The sequence below is a fragment of the Pseudoxanthomonas sp. Soil82 genome, from assembly GCF_040446535.1.
Lineage (GTDB): Bacteria > Pseudomonadota > Gammaproteobacteria > Xanthomonadales > Xanthomonadaceae > Pseudoxanthomonas > Pseudoxanthomonas kaohsiungensis.
This window is the reverse complement of record NZ_JBEAAK010000005.1, coordinates 34,100-51,783: the sequence shown is the minus strand read 5'-3', so window position 1 is coordinate 51,783 and position 17,684 is coordinate 34,100. Positions and strand designations below refer to the sequence as shown.

Genomic DNA, 17,684 nt, shown 5'->3' with positions numbered 1-17,684 from the left:
CCACACAGCTGCGCCGGGCGCGGCCGCCGGTCGCGTGGGCAGGGCCGCGTTCCTGCTGCTGGCCGCCCTGGCGAGCATGGCCGGCCTGTCGACCGCGCACGCGGAAACGCGCGCCTGGCTCGACCGCAACGCCATCGCGCCGGGCGAGGCGGTGACCCTCAACATCGAGACCGACCAGCCTGGCAGCGCACCCGATTACACGCCGCTGCGCGACGCCTTCACCCTGGGGCCGCCCTATCGCAGCCCGGCCACCGGCAACCGCACCCTGTTCGGCATCGCGCTCACGCCGCGTCGCGAGGGCGCGGTGGACATCCCCTCGCTGCAGGTGGGGGCCGAACGGACGGCACCGCAGAAGCTGAGCGTTTCCGCCGCGCACGCCTCCGCGCCGGTGCCGCGCGGCGACGTCTTCCTCGAATCGCGGGTCGACGATCCCGCGCCTTACGTGCAGCAGAGCCTGGGCCTGACCGTGCGCCTGTACTACGCCACGCCGCTGCTGTCGGGCGAACTGGCCCAGGACGCGCCGGACGGCGCGTCGCTGCAGCGGATCGGCGACGACGTGCAGAGCAGCCGCGAAATCGGCGGGCGCCGCTACCACGTGGTCGAGCGCCGCTACCTGCTCGTACCCGAGCGCAGCGGGCCGCTGGAACTGCCGCCGGCCCGCTTCCGCGGCCAGGGTGCGGGCGGGTTCTTCGACGACTTCTTCGGCACCGATCGCAGCCTGTCCGCGCAGGGCGCGGCGCAGACGCTGCAGGTGCGGCCCCAGCCCGATGGCGCGCCGCAGCCCTGGCTGCCACTGCGCGATCTCGAACTCGAGTACGGAGCCAGGCCGGATCGGGCGCGCGCAGGCGAGGCCGTGGAGATCGTGGTCGAAGCGGTGGCGCAGGGCGCCACGGCCGCGCAGTTCCCCGAGATCCCCGCGCCGCAGGTCGAGGGCGCGCAGGTCTTCGCCGATCGCGCAGAAACCACCGAGCGCTTCGTCGATGGCGGTCCGCAGCTGACCGTGGTGCGGCGGTTCTCGGTGGTCCCGCTGAGGCCGGGTCCGCTGCGCGTGCCGGGGACGCGGCTGGCGTGGTGGGACGTGGCAGCGGGTTCGGCGCAGGTGGCGAGCCTGCCGGACCTGTCGCTGGAGGTCGCGCCCGGCGTGGCCGGTGCGTCGCAGGCTGCGCCAGCGCCTACGCCCGCGTCGCCGACCGCGTCGCCGGCCACGATGGCGCTGCCAGCCGACGGGACGCTGCCCCGTTCGCCCTGGTTCCGGGTGGCGGTGGCGTTCGCGCTGCTGTGGCTGGCGACGCTGGCCTGGCTGCTGTGGCGGAAACGGGACAGCGGTCGTCCGGTCGTCGCGGCGGGTGAGCGCGACCGGCCGGCGGTGCCGTCGATGGCGGACCTGCGCCGGCTGCTCGACGCCGGCAGCTTCGACGAGGTGGTCGGCCTGCTGCAGCGCATGGCGGTACCTGCAGCGGCCGACCTGGATGGAGTGATCGCCCGCCTGGACGATCCGTCGCAGCGCGATGCGCTCGATGCCATGCGCCGTGCGCTGTGGGCCGGGCAGGGCGAGCCTTCCGCGGCCCGCGCCGCGCTGCGTGCCGCGTTCCGCGACGGCCCGCGCTGGCGCGCGCCGGCGGTCGTCGATCCCGCGCCGCTGCCGCCGCTGTATCCGCCCTGAGGTCGATCCGGAGCGGTTTGCTAAGCTGCCGGCTGCTTTTTTCTCCGGACCTGCGCGCATGACCCAGACCACTCGCCGCCCCTGGCCGATGCCGTGGAAGATGGGCCTGGGCTTCGGGCTGGGGCTGGTGCTGGGCCTGCTGGTCCACGTGACCGCGGGAGCCGAGGCCGACTGGGTGCAGGCCTTCACCACCTGGGTGACGACGCCGGCCTCGCGCCTGTTCCTCAACCTGATCTTCATGCTGATCGTGCCGCTGCTGTTCTCGGCGCTGGTCATGGGCATCGCCGAGATGGGCGATATCCGCGCGCTGGGCCGGATCGGCTGGAAGACCCTGGCCTACACCGTGGTCCTGTCCGGCGTGGCGGTGCTGCTGGGGCTTCTGCTGGTCAACGCGTTCAAGCCCGGTGCCGGCGTCGACCCGGCGCTGGCGCAGCAGCTGCTGGTGCAGAACGCCGAGCGCAGCCGCGAGATCGTGGCCAGCGTCGACACCCAGCCGCGCGGCATGGACATGGTCCTGTCGATCGTACCCAGCAACGTGGTCCAGGCCGCTTCGGAAAACGGCTCGATCCTGGCGCTGATGTTCTTCGCGGTGATGTTCGGCGTGGGCATGGTGCTCACCCCCGACAGCAAGGTGGCCACGCTCAAGCGCGGCATCGAGGGCATCTTCGAGATATCGATGACCCTGATCGGGCTGGTGATCCGGCTGGCGCCGTACGCGGTGTTCTGCTTCATGTTCAACCTGGCGGCGATCTTCGGCTTTGACCTGCTGGTGCGGCTGGGCGCGTACGTAGGCGTGGTGGTGCTGGCGCTGGCGCTGCACATGTTCGGCACCTATTCGCTGGCGGTGCGCATGGTCGGGCGTTCGCCGGTGAAGTTCTTCCGCGACATCCAGGAAGCGGCGGTGATGGCGTTCTCCACCGCCTCGAGCAACGCGACCCTGCCCACCGCGCTGCGCGTGGCCGACGAGATGGGCCTGCCGCCGAAGGTGTCGCGCTTCGTGCTCACCGTGGGCGCCACCGCCAACCAGAACGGCACAGCGCTGTTCGAGGGCGTGACGGTGCTGTTCCTGGCCCAGTTCTTCGGCGTGGACCTGACCCTGGGCCAGCAGTTCATGGTGATGCTGGTGTGCATCCTCGGCGGCATCGGTACCGCCGGCGTGCCCTCCGGCTCGCTGCCGGTGGTGGCGCTGATCTGCGCGATGGTCGGGGTGGACCCGATCGGCATCGGCCTGATCCTGGGCGTGAACCACTTCCTCGACATGTGCCGGACCACGCTCAACGTCAGCGGCGACCTGACCCTGGCCACGCTGGTGGCGCACCGCGAGACCGATGCCGCGCTGCCGGCGCCATCGCCGCAGCCGGGCACCGCGCCGGGCTGACCGCGCCGCCCGAACGCCTCGGTGGCGGCCATGCGCAGCGCCGTGGAGCGGGTGGTTTCATCGCAAACCGGGCGCGCGCGGCCCCCGTACCGGTCCGGATCCGCTTTTTTTCGCCACCCGGCAGGACAGGAGTGGACAAGGGATGGGACAATGGGCGGCCCGCAGCGCCGCGGGTGCCTGAAGACCACGCCGATCCCCCATGACGACGCCTACCCGCCGCCAGCTGGCCAACGCCATCCGTTTCCTCGCCGCCGACGCGGTCGAAGCCGCCAAGTCCGGGCATCCGGGCATGCCGATGGGCATGGCCGACATCGCCGAAGTGCTCTGGAACGACTACCTGCAGCACAACCCGTCCGATCCGCACTGGGCCAACCGCGACCGCTTCGTGCTGTCCAACGGCCACGGCTCGATGCTGCACTACGCGCTGCTGCACCTGAGCGGCTACGAGTTGCCGATCGAGGAACTGAAGAATTTCCGCCAGCTGCACAGCAAGACCGCCGGCCACCCCGAGCGCCACGAAACGCCGGGCGTGGAGACCACCACCGGTCCGCTGGGGCAGGGCTTCGCCAACGCGGTCGGTTTCGCCCTGGCCGAGAAGCTGCTCGCGCAGCGCTACAACCGCGAAGGCTTCGACGTCGTCGACCACCGCACCTGGGTGCTGATGGGCGACGGCTGCATGATGGAAGGCGTTTCGCACGAGGCCGCCTCGCTGGCCGGCACCTGGGGCCTGGGCAAGCTGACCGCGTTCTGGGACGACAACGGCATCTCGATCGACGGCGAGGTGCACGACTGGTTCACCGACGACACCCCGGCGCGCTTCGAGGCCTACGGCTGGCACGTGGTGCGCGGCGTCGACGGCCACGATCCCGGCGCGATCAAGACCGCGATCGACGCGGCGCTGGCGGTGTCGGACAAGCCCAGCCTGATCTGCTGCAAGACCGTCATCGGCTTCGGCGCCCCGCACAAGGCCGGCAAGGAGGAATCGCACGGCGCGCCACTGGGCAAGGACGAGCTGGAAGGCGCGCGCAAGGCGCTGGAATGGCCGTACGCCCCCTTCGAGGTGCCGGAGGAGATCTACGCCGGCTGGCGCGCCAACGATGGCAAGCAGCGCCAGGGCCAGTGGCAGCAGCTGTTCGACCGCTATGCCCAGGCGCACCCGGACGCGGCGGCCGAACTGGCGCGCCGTTCGCGCGGCGAGCTGCCGGCCGACTTCGCCGCGCAGGCCGACGCCTACATCGCCCAGGTCCAGGCCGAGGCGCCGACCATCGCCTCGCGCAAGGCCTCGCAGAACGCGATCGGCGCCTTCGCCCCGCTGCTGCCGGAAATCATCGGCGGGTCGGCCGACCTGGCGCCGTCCAACCTGACCCAGTGGAAGGCCAGCAAGTCGGTCACCGCGGCCGATGCCGGCGCCAACTACGTGCACTACGGCGTGCGCGAGTTCGGCATGAGCGCGATCGCCAACGGCATCGCCCTGCATGGCGGGTTCCTGCCGTTCGACGCGACCTTCCTGGTGTTCAGCGACTACGCGCGCAATGCGCTGCGCATGAGCGCGCTGATCCCGGCGCACGTGATCCACGTCTACACCCACGACTCGATCGGCCTGGGCGAGGACGGCCCGACCCACCAGCCGGTCGAGCACCTGGCCACGCTGCGCTACATCCCCAACAACGACGTCTGGCGTCCGTGCGACGCGGCCGAATCGGCGGTGGCATGGAAGGCGGCGATCATGCGCCAGGACGGCCCCAGCTGCCTGGTGTTCAGTCGCCAGAACCTGCCGCACCAGCCGCGCAGCGACGCGCAGCTGGCGCAGGCCGCGCGCGGCGGCTACGTGCTGGCCGACGCCGAAGGCGGCACCCCCGACGTGATCCTGATCGGCACCGGCTCGGAAGTCTCGCTGGCGGTGGAAGCCAAGAAGGCGCTCGACGCCGCCGGCATGAAGACGCGCGTGGTGTCGATGCCGTCCACCGACGTGTTCGACCGCCAGGACGCCGCCTATCGCGAATCGGTGCTGCCGAAGGCGGTGCGCAAGCGCGTGGCGGTGGAGGCGGGCGTGACCGACTTCTGGCGCAAGTACGTCGGCCTGGACGGCGCGGTGGTCGGCCTGGACCGCTTCGGCGCGTCGGCACCGGCCGGCGACCTGTACAAGTACTTCAACATCACCACCGAGGCGGTGGTCGAGGCGGCCAAGGCGCTTTGAGCGAGCGGTCTGAGCGAGCGCTGATGCAACGCTGGGAAAAGGCCGGGCAATGCCCGGCCTTTTCGTTGGACGCTCACGGCCGCGATGCGGCCTCGCGGCGGGCGGTTCCGCCCAGCAGGGGATAGGGATTGATCGCGGTGCCCTCCCACCAGCGCCTTTCCGGGCCAAGCACGAAGATGGCGAAGTGCAGGTGGGGCGCGTCCGGACTGGCGTTCCCGGTCGAACCCACGTAGCCGATCACCTGGCCGCGCTTCACCGCCTGGCCTTCGGCCAATCCATCGGCGTAGCGCTGCAGGTGCGCGTAGTAGTAGGCCAGCTCTCCACCCGGCTCGAACTGGTAGATGGTCAAGCCTCCGCGCGCGCTGTCGAAGAGCTTCTCGACGTGGCCATCGGCGACCGCCAGCACCGGCGTTCCGGCCGGCGCCATGATGTCGATCGCGTCGTGGCTGCGGCCGGCGCTGCGCGCATCGGTGAAGGTGTCCTGCAGCTGCGCGGGCTCCACGCCGGCGACCGGCAACAGCAGGGTGCCGGCAGGTGCGGGGGAAGGCGCATCGCCGCGCGGTGGCGCCGCCGGTGAAGGAGCCGCGACCGGCGGCGCGACGTCGCCGGCTGCCATACGCGCGGTCGGGCGCGGGTCGGGGCGGGCGGCGCTTGGCGTAATGACCGGCGCCTGCGTGCCGCCCGGCGACGGCGACACGCGCAGCAACCGCAGCGCGCCGTCCTGCCACGACAGCGCCAGCAGGAGCAGCGCGACCACGGCGACCGCCAGCGCCATCGCGAGCGGCGACCTCATGCGGCTCTCCGCGGCACGCGGGTACGTTCGTGCACGCTCATTCCTGCAGGACCACCGTGACGCTCGCGTCGACCGCGGCGGCCACCGCCTGGGCGTCCCAGTTGGTCAGGCGGATGCAGCCATGCGACTGGGCCTTGCCGACGCTGGCCGGCTCCGGGGTGCCATGGATGCCGTAATGCGGCTTGGACAGGTCGATCCAGACCGTGCCGACCGGATTGTTCGGGCCGGCGGCCAGGGTCGCTTTCTCGTGCCCGGGGTCGGCATCCCAGAACAGGTCCGGGTTGTAGTGGAAGGTCGGGTCCCTCACCACCGTCACGATGCGCCAGTCGCCGATCGGCAGGGGGTCATGTTCGCTGCCCGTGGACGCCGGGTACTGCGCCATCACGCGGCCGCCGTCGTCGAGCAGGCGCAGCACGGAGTCGCTGCGATCCACGACCACGCGCGCGGCCTTGGCCGTGGCGGGCGCCGCCACCGCAGGCACGGTCAGCACGGTGCCGGCGCTGGCGCGGTCCAGTTGCGGGTTCAGTCGTCGCAACAGGGCCGGGCTGGCATGGAAGCGTTCGCCGAGGGCCTCGGCCAGCGACGCATAGCCCAGTGCATCGAGCCTGGCCTTGTCCATCGCATCGTCGGGCAGCGCCCGGTACGGTCCCGCCAGGTCGGCGTCGGTCAGACGGTACTCGGCCAGCACCGGCGCGGCGTCGCGTTCCAGCGCCGCCCAGGTGGCTGCGTCGGGTTCGCCGGTGACGGGCAGGTCGTGCGCGGCCTGGTAGCCACGCAGGGCGCGGGCCTGGTTGGAGCCGGTGACCGCATCGATCTCGCCGGGCGAGAAGCGCGCGCGATCGAGCAGGACCTGCAGCCGCAGCCGGGCACCGTCGCCTTCGTGGGTGGCGCGGTCCTCGGCGGATTGCGCAAGTGGCGCGTCATCGGCGGACGCGGCGTCGTGGCCAAGGGCGTGCGGCGACGCGGCGGCCACCAGCACGGCGAGGAAGAGGGGGGCGGTACGCATGGGCGACGGCACTCGTTCGGGACGCCGTTACGCTGGGCAGTCCGACGCGGTGCCGGCGTGAAGGCGCGCGGGCGTGGTTCAGCGATGTGGAAGATTCGCCAAGCAGGCGTCGGTGGCGAGCGCGCGAAGCGCGTCTCAGGCGAGGTCGTGCTTGCTGCCGCCGCGGCAGCGCGGGGAGTCGGGGACGTTCGCGTCGGCCTGCCATTCGGCGGGCGTGTAGGTGTGCAGGCCCAGGGCATGCACCTGCTGCATCAGCGGGCCCATTGCGGCGTAGGCGGCCTGGTGCCGCTGGATCGCGCGCCGGCCCTCGAACTGCGCGCTGACGATCACCGCCTTGTAATGCGTTTCCAGGCCACGGCTGTGCATGTGGCTCTCGTCGATCACCTCCAGGTGCACCGGCTGCAGGGCGGAGAGGGCCTCTCGGATCTGGTCGGCGCGGGTGGTCATTCGAGGTCCGGAACGGGCGGTACAGGGAGAAGGTGGTGGCGCAGGCGCGCGTTTCAATGGTCGCGGGCGGTGCGCGCCAGCGCCAGTCCCAGGAGCCGGGCCTGGAACCAGGCGCCCGCGCCCGTGCCGGCATGCAGGTCCATGCGCCGGAGCGCTTCGTCGTCGCGCCCTGGCGTCGCGGCCAGCGCCTGCCACGCGATGCGCAGCTTGCCGGATGTGGTTGCCGTGCTGGCCTGCAGCCAAGCCAGGGCGCGCACCAGCCGCTGCTCGACCGCGGTGAAATCGCTGCCCAGCGGATAGTCGGGCAGGGTGCCATCCCGGCGGAACGGCGCCAGCGACTGGCCCAGCCGTTGCGGCGTGTTGTGCTGCCAGCGTGGCGGCGCGGCGAAGTCGCCGCGCAGCTTGCGTGCCGCCTTCGCCGCGTCCAGCAGCCCGGCCTGCCAGCGCGCATCGGCGATCCCGGCCATGGCCACCACGCAGTCCTCGTCGCTGGCATGGCGCAGGTCGGCAATGCCGTACTCGTCGACGTACAGGTCGCGCAGGTGGCGCGGGATGGTGGCGTGGCCGTAGTTCCAGCGCACGTTGGACTCGCTGCGACCGTGCGCTTCGCGCGTGGAACGGAGCATCAGCACCGAGCGCGCATCGGGCAGGGCATGGGCCATGGCCACGAAGTTGTACTGCCCGCCGACGCCGGAAACCACGCGGCCGTCCTCCAGCGCGTCGGAGACCGCCGCGCCCAGCGCGGTGGCCATCATGCAGCTGTTGAAGAAGCGCGCATCACGGCGCTGTAGGCGTTCCAGTCCCTCGTCGCCGCCGTAGAGCTGGTTGACCTCGCCGATGCGGCGCATGCCGATGGCCCGGCACTGCGCCTCGGGCAGGTCGCGCAGCCAGGCGTAGAAGTCCGGCGAACCCAGGTAGAAGGCGCCGTGCAGGTATTCGCCGTCGCGTTCCAGGCGCGCATGGTCGCCCAGGTTGGCGGTGCCGTCGGCCAGCCGGCGCATCAGCGCGGCGTCGTCCACCACCTTGCGCCGGATCACGCCGGTTTCGACCAGGCGCTTGAAGCCCTCGTTGATCATCTCGCTGCAGCCGTACAGGCCGACCTCGAACGGCCCGAGACCGCCGCTGTCGCGCACGGCCGGATGCGATTCCAGCTCCGGATCCAGCGCGGCCAGCACCTGCCGGTAGCGGGCGTTGTCGGTATGGCGCAGCACCAGCGCGTGGCACAGCGCGTCGGCCAGCGCGCCGATCCCGATCTGCAGCGTGCCGCCGTCGCGCACCAGCGTGCTGGCATACAGGCCGATGGCGTAGTCGGCGTCGGCGACCGGCTGCCGCGGCAGGCCGAACAGCGGCGGATGCGGACCGGGCGGGTCGATCACCACGTCGAAGAAGCCGTCGGGCGCGACCGCGCTGCCGCCCAGCCAGGGCAGTTGCGGGTCGATCTCGGCCACCAGCAGCGGCCGTGGCAGGCCGCGGGCCAGGTGCGCGTCGACGGTATCGGCGGTCAGGTCGGTGTTGCAGGAGAACGACAGCCGGTCGCCACCGGGTTCGCGTGCGACCTTCTGCACGATCAGGTGCAGCTGCCGGTCGGCCAGCGCCGCGGCCACATGGGTGTAGTTGAGGCTGGCATACCGGCGCTGGGTCTGCGCCGAGTCCAGCAGCGCACCGGACTGCAGGTAGAACTCCTCGACTTCGATATGGGCCGGCAGCGCATCGCGCTTCATCGCCTGCACGTAGGCCAGGCGCGGGAAATCCTCGCCGAAATGGCGCGCCAGGAACGGGCTGAGGAAGCGCGCCTGCAATCCCTTGCCCGGGGAAGGCGGATCCAGCGACAGCGCGGTGTACAGGTGCAGCGGGCGCGACGGATCGGCTTCCACGCGGGCATACAGTGCGTTGAGCAACCGGTGCGGCTTGCCCAGGCCCAGCGGCGCGGCGACGCGCAGGCCAGCCGGCAGCCGCGGCAGCAGGTGGTCCAGCGCCGCTTCGATGTCGGTGAAGTGCAAGGCCATGCGGGCAGCTTAGGGCATCGTGGGCGCGGGGCTCGTGGAGGCCAGGGCCAAAGGCCTCGACGGTGGCCGTGCCGCTGGCCTTATCCATGACGGAGCTGTCGGGGGGGTGTTGACACCGCGAAAGTTTACGCATGTAATCGGATAAAGTTTACAGGTGTAAACGGAGGCGGCATGGACACGACCCCGATCAGCGATGCCGAGGCGATGGTGATGGAAGTCCTGTGGGGTGCCAGCCCGCGCAGCGCCGAGGAAGTGATCGCGGCGCTGGCCGACAGCACCGGCTGGGCCGAACCGACGATCAAGACCCTGCTCAATCGCCTGCTCAACAAGGGCGCGATCAGCGCGGAAAAAGACGGGCGTCGTTACCTCTACTCGCCGGTCCTGCGGCGCGAGGCCTGGGTACAGCAGCAGAGCGAGGGCCTGCTGGCGCGGCTGTTCGGCGGCCGGGTGGCGCCGCTCGTGGCGCATTTCAGCGAGCGTGGCCGGCTGTCGCCGACCGACATCGCCGAACTGAAGCGGCTGGTCGCCGAACTGGGCGGTGGCAAGGAGGCCGACGATGGCCGCTGAGCTGATCGCCGCACTGCTCGAAGCGACGCTGGCCGGCACCGGCGCGATGCTGCTGGTGTTGATCCTGCGCAGGCCGGTGCGGGTGGTGCTGGGGGCCGGCGCCGCCTATGCGCTATGGCTTTGCGTGCCGGCGGCCTTGATGGCGGTGCTGCTGCCGAGAGGCATCGATCCTTCGCCGGCCTGGCCGGCGTCCTGGCGGGTCGGGCCGGCGAGCGCGTTGTTGCCGAACCCGCAGCGCGACCTGCAGGCATGGCGCGACCTGGCCCTGCTGTTGTGGCTGGGCGGCGCGGTGGCCTGCGCCGCGATCCTGGCCTGGCAGCAGTACCGCTTCGTCCGTGGGCTGGGCAAGCCGGTGCGTCGCGACGACGGCCTCTACCAGTGCACGACCGCTGGCGCCGGCCTGCCGGCGGTCGCCGGTACGCTGCGTCCGCGGATCCTGCTACCGGCCGACTTCGCACGCCGTTACACCGCGCAGGAGCAGGCGCTGGTGATCGAGCATGAACGCGTGCACGTGCGCCGCGGCGACCCGCTGGCCAACGCGCTGGCGGCCGCGCTGCGCTGCCTGTTCTGGTTCCATCCGCTGCTGCCGATGGCGCTGCGGCGCTTCCGGCTGGACCAGGAGCTGGCCTGTGACGCACGGGTGATCGCGCGCAATCCGCAGGCGCGGCACGCCTATGGCCAAGCCATGCTCAAGACCCAGTTTGACGAGCTTCCCTTGCCGCTGGGCTGCCATTGGCAGGCGCGGCATCCCATCAAGGAGCGCATCGACATGCTCAAGCATCCCGTCCCGACCGGCCTGTCCCGGACCCTGGCCGCCCTCCTCGCGGTGGCGCTCAGCGCATCGACCGGCTACGCCGCCTGGGCCGCGCAGCCGGCCGGATCGTCGCTGCGATCCGTACCGGGAAGCACCCCGGCGGTCATGGCCAGCAAGCTGCCGCCGCCTCGCTACCCGGTGGAAGCGGCGCAGCAGTACATCGGTGGCAAGGTCATGCTGCTGGTGACTGTCGATACCGACGGCAGCGTGGCCGAGGTGGAGGTGGAGCAGTCGAGCCCGGCAGGCGTCTTCGATGTGCCGGCGGTGGAGGCGGCGCGGCAGTGGCGCTTCCAGCCGGCGACCGAGAACGGCAGGCCGGCACGCAGCCAGGTGCGGGTACCGATCACCTTCGAGGCCAAGCCCACCGAGGTCGACGGAGGCGCCGGATGATTGAAGGCCGCGTGGTCGCTGCCAAGCGGTCCGCTCCGGAGCTCGCAGCGGCGGCAATGGCAATGGTCGCTGCCGTGGTGGCCTTGGGTGGGGCCGGTTGCGCCACCCGCACTGCAGGCGTGGAGCAACGGCTGATCCTTCCCGAGGGCGCGGCGCGCTACGAGATGCAGGCGCACCAGGCCTTCGTGTACCCGGCGCCGCTCAAGAACTCGCCGCCGCAGTTCCCGGCCGACTTCGGCGCGCGCACCCTGCCACCGACCACGCTCTGCGTCGGCTTCGTGGTCGCCGGCGACGGTTCGGTCGGCAATCTCGAGCTGCTGGACCAGCCCGGCTGCATCGCTGCCGGGCGGCAGCCGCGGCTGGATGCGGCGGTGCTCGAGGCTGTATCGGCCTGGCATTTCGAACCTGCCGCATTCTGCGACTACCCCGATGTGGCCACCCGCAACCGCGACTGGACCGGCGTCGGCTGCGCCGGTGCCGTGGCTGCGGTCAGGCCGGTGGCGGTGTCGCTGGCTTACGCGTTCACCTTCGAGGTGCGCGAAGGTCGCGCGCGCATCGGCGCGACGCAGGTCCAGGCGCGCTGAGTCCGGCCGTCACTGCTCCAGCATGTCCGGCCGGAACAGGCGCCGCCTCGAAAGCTCGCGCCCGGCGACCATGAAGCGGCCTTCGCCCCTGTAGTGCAGTGTCGCCGGCCAGCGTGGCCGCACCGCCGCGTGGGCGCGGACCACGCGCCAGACGAACAGCGGGTACTCGGCGGTGATGCGGGTTTCGTGCAGGCGGCATTCGAAGCTGGCATGGCACTCGCCGATCATCGGCACGTCCACGTCGCGCGCCGGAACCGCGGTCAGGCCGAAACGCCCGAACTTGTCGCCGTCGCGGCTGCTGCAGTTGCCGATCCGCACCACCGTGTCGAGCAGGGCTTCGGTCGGCAGGTTGATCACGCACTGGCGGCTACGCCGTGCCAGGCCGTGGCTGTGGTTGGCCTCCCAGATGTACGTGCCCACCAGGTCGTAGCCGAGCATCATGTGCCAGCCCAGGGTCATGATCGCGCGCTCGCCCTTCCAGGCCGTGCTCAGCAGCACCACCGGCCCCGGTTCGAGGAAGCGGCGCACGCGTTCCACCGGAAATGCGTTCTTCTTCGGCACGGCCATGCGCGGCTCCTCGGCTCGGCACCCGAGCCTGGCGTCCCTGGCGCCAAGGCGGCGTCTATGGCCCAGCCCGGCCGCGGTTTCGTAGAGCGGGGCTCGCCCCGCTGGCGCCCGTCAGGATTGTCCCAGCACGTGCACCGCATCGGCCAGCCGCCGCACCTCGTCGGGGTGGTGGCTGACGTAGAGCATCGGCAGGCGCACTTCGTCGCGCACGCGCTGCAGGTAGGGAATGAGTTCCTCGCGCCGCGCCTGGTCCAGCGCGGTCAGCGGCTCGTCGAACAGCAGGATCGCCGGTTGCGACAGCAGGGCGCGGCCGATCGCCACGCGCTGGGTCTCGCCGCCGGAGAGGTTCGCGGTGCGCCGCGCCAGCAGGTGGCCGATGCCGAGCAGTTCCACCACGGCGTCGAAACCGAAGCGCGACTGCGCATCGCCATGGCGTCCGTAGCGCAGGTTGCGCGCCACGTCGAGGTGAGGGAACAGGCGCGCATCCTGGAACACGTAGCCGATGCGGCGGCGGTGGGTCGGCATGTCGATCCCGCGCGCGCTGTCGTAGAGCACAAGGTCGTCGATGCGGATGTGGCCGGAGACCGGCTGGACCAGTCCGGCGATGGCGTTGAGAACGGTGGTCTTGCCCGCGCCCGAAGGCCCGGCGAGCGCGACCACGCGTGCCTGTTCCTCGATGCCGACGTGGCGCTGGAAGCCGCCGCGGCGCAGGTGCAGGTCGAGGCTCAGCATGGGCCGAACCCGAAGCATGCCGGTGCGTCCGGATGGCGGAGCGGAAGGCCCTGCGACAGGCTCATCCTTCGTCCTCCGCGCCCCGCTGCCGCCGCACCAGCCACTCCGACAGCAGCAGCGCACCCAGCGAGATCAGCAGCGAAACCGCCGCCAGTCGCCAGATGCCGGCCTCGCCGCCCGGCACCTGCATCAATCCGTAGATGGCCGCGGACAGCGTCTGCGTTTCGCCCGGGATGGCCGAGACGAAGGTGATGGTCGCGCCGAATTCGCCCAGCGCCTTGGCGAATGCCAGGGCGGCGCCGGCTACCAGCCCGGGCCAGGCCAGCGGCAGGGTCACGGTGAGGAACACCCGCCAGGGCGCGGCGCCGAGCGTGGCGGCGGCCTGTTCCAGCTTGCGGTCGACGTTCTCGATCGACAGGCGGATCGCGCGCACCATCAGCGGGAAGCCCATCACCGCGCAGGCCAGTGCCGCGCCGGTCCAGCGGAAGGCCAAGGTGATGCCAAGCGTGTCGTGCAACCAGCCGCCGATCGGCCCCTGGTTGCCGAACATCACCAGCAGCGCGTAGCCCATCACCACCGGGGGCAGCACCAGCGGCAGGTGCACCAGCGCGTCGAGCAGGGCCTTGCCGGGAAAGCGGCGCCGCGCCAGCAGCCAGGCCACGGCCACCCCCAGCGGCAGGCTGGCGAGCGCGGCGACCATCGCGACCTTCAGGCTCAGGCCGATGGCGGTCAGCTCCGCGGGCGAGAACCAGGCCAAGGCGTCGCCTCAGTCGAGTACGTCGAAGCCGCGGCGCTCGAAGATCGCGCGCGCCGCCGGCGAAGAGAGCCAGCGCACGAAGTCGCGCGCAGGAGCGGGGGCGGCCGCCAGCGCCGCGACCGGATACACGATTGGCGGATGGCTGCCGGCGGGGAAGGTTGCGACCACGCGCACGCGCGGCTCGGCCTCCGCGTCGGAGGCGTAGACGATACCCAGCGGCGCCTCGCCGCGCGCCACCAGCATCAGGGCCGCGCGCACGCTTTCCGTCTCCGCCAGGCGCGCGGACAGGCCATTCCACTGCCCGAGCGATTCCAGCGCGGCGCGGCCGTATTTGCCGGCCGGGACCGACGCCGTCTGGGCGATGGCCAGGCGGCCCTCACCGAGCGCGGCGGCAATGGCGCCGGGCTTGGACAGGTCGACCTTGCCGGCGCCGGCCTGCGGCGCGACCAGCACCAGCCGGTTGCCCAGCAGGTTGCGGCGGCTGCGGGCATCGATCCGGTTGCGTTGCTGCAGGTAGTCCATCCATTCCAGGTCGGCCGAGGCGAACACCTGCGCCGGCGCGCCCTGTTCGATCTGCCGCGCCAGCGCCGAACTTGCCGCGTAGGACACGCGCACCGGCGTGCCGGTGGCCTGCTGGTAGGCCGCAGCGGCCTCGTCCAGCGATTCCTTGAGGCTCGCGGCGGCGAACACGGTCAGCGGCGCGCGTTCCGCCGACCGCGCCGGGGCGGGCGATGCGAGCATGCCCATTCCCAGCGCCAGCATGGCCAGTGCGCGCAACAGCGGAATGGTCGTGGCAGGCATGCGGTCGTGCTCCGGTGGGGCGGCGTTGCGGCGGAAGGTCATGGCGGTGCCGGCGTCGGCCGACGCTAGCGACGGGTTGCGAATGCCTCGTTGAGCGTGGCCGCCAGCCGCGCGCCGCCCAGCCGCAGCTGCGTTTCGGCCGTGGGCAGATGCGCGGCGACGTAGGCGTCGCCGATCACGTGGCCGGACGGATAGAAGCCCGGCGTGGCGACCAGGCGGCAGGACTGTTCGGCCCACAACTGCGGTGCGCGCGGCGGCAGTGGCGACACCGGCGCTGGCGCCGGCAGGGCACGCAACCGTGCCAACCAGGCGTCCTCGTCCAGGCGCTGGGTGTTGAGCATGCCGCTGTCCCATAGCGAGTGCAGGTTGCTGCCCTTGCCGCGCCAGTTGACCTGGTAGTCGTTGCCGCCGCGATCGTCGGCATGGCCGGCATGCAGCGGCTGGTGCACGTCGCCGACGAAGTGGACCACGAACTTCAGCGCCTGGCGGCGCTCTGCATCGCTGCGGGACGGATCGGCCAGGATCGCGGCCTGGGCCTGGATCGCCCCGACCACGCAGTCGCCACGCGGACAATCGCGAGCGGCATCGAAGACGCAACCGGCATCACCGATGTTCACGTAGTGCCAGCGCGACGAACGCTTGCCCAGGCCGGGATCGTTGGCGCGCAGTTCGTCGGCCCAGTTGGCGATGCCGGCCAGGGTGGGGTCCGCTTCGGCCTGCAGCAGCCGGGCGATGCCGGCGCGTGCCTCGGGCGTGAGGTCGGCGTCGGCCAGGCGCGCCACCAGGCGGTGGCCGAGCGGGCCCCACGCATGGGCGGGCAGGGCGAAGGACAGGGCGAGCAGCGCCGCCAGCCAGCGCGGCGGGCGGCGCGTAGGGGGTGCGGAGGGATGCGACGGGTGGGTCATGCCCCCACTTTAACCGACCGGCCATTGCGGCCCCCGCCGCAGGCGGTCGCATCCCTCCGCTGTGGAATCGCATGAAGTCAGAACTTCATGACATAAGCGGCGCCGTACACCAGCGGGTCGATGTTGGCCGTGCCCAGGCGCGCGCCGTCGACGCGGACGCTGCTGTCGATGTCGATCCAGCGCACGTCCACGCGGACGGCGGCGTTCTCGCTGACGCGGAAGTCCAGGCCTGCATGCGCGGCCAGGCCCCAGGAATCGCCGAGCTCCAGCTCGGTGCCTTCCAGCGCGCCGCGGGTGTCCTCGCTGAAGAACGTGGTGTAGTTCAGGCCCACGCCGACCAGCGGCGAGACCACGCCCTTGTCGTTGAAGTGGTACTGCAGGCTGAACGTCGGCGGCAGGTGCTTGGTGCTGCCGACCCGGCCCACGCCCTTGACCGAGATGTCGTGCTGGAACGGCCAGGCCGCCAGCACTTCGATGCCGAGGTTGTCGCGGATGAAGTACTCGAAGGTCAGGCTCGGCTTGGCGTCGCTGCCGACCGACAACGGCAGGGTGCCCCCGGCCAGGGTGCCGTTGTCCGACTTGGGGTCGACCTGGTGCACGCCCAGGCCCAGGGTCCAGTCTCCGGCGGACTGGGCGAAGGCGGGGGCGGCCGCGACGGCCAGGCCGGCGGCGAACAGGACGGGGAGGAGCTTCTGTTTCATGGGTAAGCGCTCGTGGCGTGTGGAGTTCGGCGCCAGTGTCCCGCCGCCGCGCGCCGCGCGCCTTGATCGCAGTCAAGGCGGCCGGCCGGTGCGGGAGGCGGTGCTAGAATGGCCACCCCGCTTCAACCCGTTCCGTCCTTCTTTTTCCACCACGGGCCGCGCGCGCCGCGGCGTCAGGAGTCTTCAGCAATGGCGATCAAGGTTGGCATCAACGGCTTCGGCCGCATCGGCCGCAACGTGCTGCGTTCGGCGGTGCAGAATTTCGGCGACGACATCGAGATCGTGGCGATCAACGACCTGCTCGAGCCGGACTACCTCGCCTACATGCTGCAGTACGACTCCGTGCACGGCCGCTTCAAGGGCGAAGTGAAGGTCGAAGGCAATACCCTGGTCGTCAACGGCAGGAAGATCCGCCTGACCCAGGAGCGCGACCCGGCCGCGCTGAAGTGGGACGAGGTCGGCGCCGAGGTCGTCATCGAGTCCACCGGCCTGTTCCTGGACAAGGCCACCGCGCAGAAGCACCTGGACGCCGGCGCCAAGAAGGTGATCCTGTCGGCCCCGTCCAAGGACGACACGCCGATGTTCGTCTACGGCGTCAACCATGACACCTATGCCGGCCAGGCGATCGTCTCCAACGCTTCGTGCACCACCAACTGCCTGGCGCCGCTGGCCAAGGTCATCAACGACAAGTGGGGCATCAAGCGCGGCCTGATGACCACCGTGCACGCGGCCACCGCCACGCAGAAGACCGTCGACGGCCCGAGCAACAAGGACTGGCGCGGCGGCCGCGGCATCCTCGAAAACATCATCCCGTCGAGCACCGGCGCGGCCAAGGCGGTCGGCGTGGTGATCCCGGCGCTGAACAAGAAGCTGACCGGCATGAGCTTCCGCGTGCCGACCTCGGACGTGTCGGTGGTCGACCTGACCGCCGAGCTGGAGAACCCGGCCAGCTACGAGGAGATCAAGGCCGAGATCAAGGCGCAGAGCGAAGGCGCGCTGAAGGGCATCCTCGGCTACACCGAGGACAAGGTGGTGGCGACCGATTTCGTCGGCGACACCCGCACCTCGATCTTCGACGCCGACGCCGGCATCGCCCTGGACCCGACCTTCGTCAAGCTGGTGGCGTGGTACGACAACGAGTGGGGCTACTCCAACAAGTGCCTGGAGATGGTCCGCGTCGTCGCCGGCAAGTAAGCGGCGGCACGCCGCGGCGCAAGTTGCACCGGAAAGGGCGCCGCAGGGCGCCCTTTCCCGTTTAACGCGGTGCTTACGGACTGCGTCGCGGCCTTGCATTCCCGCCGCGCATCGCCGACGCTGCCGGCGCCATGGCCGGCAGGGATCCGCCGGCCACCGCTGCGCGACGCGTACCGATACGG

Annotated in this window: 17 protein-coding genes; 7 read left to right on the top strand and 10 right to left on the bottom strand. The window is 71.3% G+C overall.

Annotation, left to right across the window (positions count from 1 at the left end; all coding sequences use genetic code 11):
- The first annotated feature begins 76 nt into the window (after window positions 1-76).
- The 3 genes from ABKA19_RS14055 to tkt all read left to right on the top strand — a co-directional run bounded on the left by ABKA19_RS14055 (window position 77) and on the right by tkt (window position 5,238).
- Window positions 77-1,663 carry a BatD family protein gene (locus ABKA19_RS14055; protein ID WP_502945810.1) on the top strand — a complete coding sequence of 529 codons (1,587 nt, stop codon included), beginning with the start codon at window positions 77-79 and terminating at the stop codon, window positions 1,661-1,663.
- Between the two features lie 58 nt (window positions 1,664-1,721).
- Entirely contained in the window at window positions 1,722-3,041 is a 1,320-nt protein-coding gene (locus ABKA19_RS14050) for a dicarboxylate/amino acid:cation symporter (protein ID WP_353689431.1), read from the top strand.
- A 199-nt stretch (window positions 3,042-3,240) separates the two neighbouring features.
- Window positions 3,241-5,238 carry a transketolase gene (tkt, locus tag ABKA19_RS14045; RefSeq protein WP_353689430.1) on the top strand — a complete coding sequence of 666 codons (1,998 nt, stop codon included), beginning with the start codon at window positions 3,241-3,243 and terminating at the stop codon, window positions 5,236-5,238.
- Window positions 5,239-5,311: 73 nt separating this feature from the next.
- Here tkt and ABKA19_RS14040 read toward each other — a convergent pair whose 3' ends face one another.
- The 4 genes from ABKA19_RS14040 to ABKA19_RS14025 all read right to left on the bottom strand — a co-directional run bounded on the left by ABKA19_RS14040 (window position 5,312) and on the right by ABKA19_RS14025 (window position 9,490).
- The gene (locus tag ABKA19_RS14040) at window positions 5,312-6,031 is read right to left on the bottom strand and encodes a M23 family metallopeptidase (protein ID WP_353689429.1); all 720 of its coding nucleotides are present in this window, start codon (window positions 6,029-6,031) and stop codon (window positions 5,312-5,314) included.
- A 37-nt stretch (window positions 6,032-6,068) separates the two neighbouring features.
- A complete protein-coding gene (locus ABKA19_RS14035; protein ID WP_353689428.1) occupies window positions 6,069-7,037 on the bottom strand; it encodes a L,D-transpeptidase family protein in 969 nt (322 codons plus the stop codon).
- A 135-nt stretch (window positions 7,038-7,172) separates the two neighbouring features.
- Complete coding sequence (locus tag ABKA19_RS14030) at window positions 7,173-7,484, bottom strand: BolA family protein (protein ID WP_162376462.1); 312 nt, start codon at window positions 7,482-7,484, stop codon at window positions 7,173-7,175.
- Between the two features lie 53 nt (window positions 7,485-7,537).
- Window positions 7,538-9,490 carry an acetyl-CoA hydrolase/transferase C-terminal domain-containing protein gene (locus ABKA19_RS14025; protein WP_353689427.1) on the bottom strand — a complete coding sequence of 651 codons (1,953 nt, stop codon included), beginning with the start codon at window positions 9,488-9,490 and terminating at the stop codon, window positions 7,538-7,540.
- A 171-nt stretch (window positions 9,491-9,661) separates the two neighbouring features.
- Between ABKA19_RS14025 and ABKA19_RS14020 the strand changes: the two genes are divergently transcribed.
- From ABKA19_RS14020 to ABKA19_RS14010, 3 genes are read left to right on the top strand one after another with little or no spacing between them, the layout of a single operon-like run.
- Window positions 9,662-10,057 carry a BlaI/MecI/CopY family transcriptional regulator gene (locus ABKA19_RS14020; protein ID WP_353689426.1) on the top strand — a complete coding sequence of 132 codons (396 nt, stop codon included), beginning with the start codon at window positions 9,662-9,664 and terminating at the stop codon, window positions 10,055-10,057.
- Window positions 10,047-11,261, top strand: a complete 1,215-nt coding sequence (locus tag ABKA19_RS14015) for a TonB family protein (protein ID WP_353689425.1) — start codon at window positions 10,047-10,049, stop codon at window positions 11,259-11,261. The genes ABKA19_RS14020 and ABKA19_RS14015 overlap by 11 nt, the downstream gene beginning before the upstream one ends.
- 56 nt (window positions 11,262-11,317) lie before the next feature.
- Complete coding sequence (locus tag ABKA19_RS14010) at window positions 11,318-11,845, top strand: energy transducer TonB (protein WP_353689424.1); 528 nt, start codon at window positions 11,318-11,320, stop codon at window positions 11,843-11,845.
- Between the two features lie 9 nt (window positions 11,846-11,854).
- Here ABKA19_RS14010 and ABKA19_RS14005 read toward each other — a convergent pair whose 3' ends face one another.
- The 6 genes from ABKA19_RS14005 to ABKA19_RS13980 all read right to left on the bottom strand — a co-directional run bounded on the left by ABKA19_RS14005 (window position 11,855) and on the right by ABKA19_RS13980 (window position 16,308).
- On the bottom strand, window positions 11,855-12,412 hold the full coding sequence (locus tag ABKA19_RS14005) for a flavin reductase family protein (protein WP_353689423.1): 558 nt from the start codon (window positions 12,410-12,412) through the stop codon (window positions 11,855-11,857).
- Between the two features lie 111 nt (window positions 12,413-12,523).
- Window positions 12,524-13,144, bottom strand: a complete 621-nt coding sequence (locus tag ABKA19_RS14000) for a molybdenum ABC transporter ATP-binding protein (RefSeq protein WP_353689422.1) — start codon at window positions 13,142-13,144, stop codon at window positions 12,524-12,526.
- Window positions 13,145-13,205: 61 nt separating this feature from the next.
- Window positions 13,206-13,901 carry a molybdate ABC transporter permease subunit gene (gene modB, locus ABKA19_RS13995; protein ID WP_353689421.1) on the bottom strand — a complete coding sequence of 232 codons (696 nt, stop codon included), beginning with the start codon at window positions 13,899-13,901 and terminating at the stop codon, window positions 13,206-13,208.
- 9 nt (window positions 13,902-13,910) lie between these two features.
- Window positions 13,911-14,702: a molybdate ABC transporter substrate-binding protein gene (modA, locus tag ABKA19_RS13990; protein WP_502945804.1), complete on the bottom strand. Its 792-nt coding sequence runs from the start codon at window positions 14,700-14,702 to the stop codon at window positions 13,911-13,913.
- A 65-nt stretch (window positions 14,703-14,767) separates the two neighbouring features.
- Window positions 14,768-15,607, bottom strand: coding sequence for a S1/P1 nuclease (locus ABKA19_RS13985; RefSeq protein ID WP_353689420.1), 840 nt, complete (start codon window positions 15,605-15,607; stop codon window positions 14,768-14,770).
- A 77-nt stretch (window positions 15,608-15,684) separates the two neighbouring features.
- Window positions 15,685-16,308 carry an OmpW/AlkL family protein gene (locus ABKA19_RS13980; protein ID WP_162376471.1) on the bottom strand — a complete coding sequence of 208 codons (624 nt, stop codon included), beginning with the start codon at window positions 16,306-16,308 and terminating at the stop codon, window positions 15,685-15,687.
- 189 nt (window positions 16,309-16,497) lie between these two features.
- Here ABKA19_RS13980 and gap point away from each other — a divergent pair, with 189 nt between their 5' ends.
- The gene (gene gap / locus ABKA19_RS13975) at window positions 16,498-17,502 is read left to right on the top strand and encodes a type I glyceraldehyde-3-phosphate dehydrogenase (protein ID WP_353689419.1); all 1,005 of its coding nucleotides are present in this window, start codon (window positions 16,498-16,500) and stop codon (window positions 17,500-17,502) included.
- Window positions 17,503-17,684 lie beyond the last annotated feature (182 nt).